General features: G+C 73.8%; 1 protein-coding gene. It reads left to right on the plus strand.

The genetic code is table 11. The features are described from left to right. The first annotated feature begins 18 nt into the window (after window positions 1–18). The gene (locus FV222_RS26905; RefSeq protein ID WP_147761341.1) at window positions 19–972 is read left to right on the plus strand and encodes an aliphatic sulfonate ABC transporter substrate-binding protein; all 954 of its coding nucleotides are present in this window, start codon (window positions 19–21) and stop codon (window positions 970–972) included. The last annotated feature ends 154 nt before the right edge of the window (window positions 973–1126 follow it).

Genomic DNA, 1126 nt, shown 5'->3' on the forward strand with positions numbered 1-1126 from the left:
CGCACGCTGAGGCCGGCGATGCTCGACCGTCGCCGCCTGCTCGCCACGGCTTTCGCCGCGGCGCTGCCCCTGTCCCGTGCCGCGCGCGCCGCGGAGCCCGGCGTCCTGCGCATCGGCTACCAGAAGAACGGCATCCTCGTCGTCGCCAAGCAGCGCGGCGTCATCGAGGAGCGGCTGGCGCCACTCGGCCATTCGGTGCGCTGGGTCGAGTTCTCGTTCGGGCCGCCGTTGCTGGAGGCGCTCTCCCTCGATGGCATCGATTTCGGGCAGACCGGCGACGCCCCGCCGATCTTCGCGCAGGCCGCGCGATCGAGCCTCGTCTACGCCGCGGCGCAGGAGGCCGGCGGCTCCGGCTCGGGAATCCTGCTGCCGAAGGGCTCGGCGATCAAAACGCTCGCCGAGCTGAAGGGCAAGCGCGTCGCCTTCGCCAAGGCGTCGAGCGCCCACAACCTCACCGTCGCCGCCTTGGAGAAGGCCGGCCTCACCTATGCCGACATCGAGCCGGTGACGTTGGCGCCGGCCGACGCCGCGGCGGCGTTCTCGCGCGGCAGCATCGACGCCTGGACGATCTGGGACCCGTACTACGCCATCGCCGAAGGCGGCGACGGCGTCCGCGTGCTCGCGACCGCCAAGGAGATCGCCCGGCAAAACAACTTCTTCCTGGCGAGCCGCGCCTTCGCCGAGGGCCGCGGCGAGGTGCTTTCCGAGGTGATCGACGTGCTCGGGGGCGTCGCGCGCTGGTGCGGCGAGAACCGCGGCGCGGTCGCCGACCTGCTCTCGAAGGGCACCGGCGTGCCGCTCGCCGCCACGCGCCGCGCGGTAGACCGCACCGACTACCTCATCGGCCCGATGAACGACCGCGTCGCCGCCGAGCAGCAGGCGATCGCCGACCGCTTCCACGCCCTGAAGCTGATCCCGAAGCCCATCCGCGTCGCCGACGCGGTCTGGACGCCACCCGCACGCAACGGCTGATCCGCGATGACCGACGCCCCCCTTTCCCCCGCGCCGCGCGCCCGCCGGCGGGAGGGTGTGGAGTGCGGCGCGCGGCGCGGGGGGAAGGGGGGGGGGGGGGCTGGCGGGTGAGCCGGTGGGTGGGGGGGGGGGGCAGGCCGGTGGCGTTTAAACA

This window comes from Methylobacterium sp. WL103, assembly GCF_008039885.1.
Taxonomy (GTDB): Bacteria; Pseudomonadota; Alphaproteobacteria; order Rhizobiales; family Beijerinckiaceae; genus Methylobacterium; species Methylobacterium cerastii.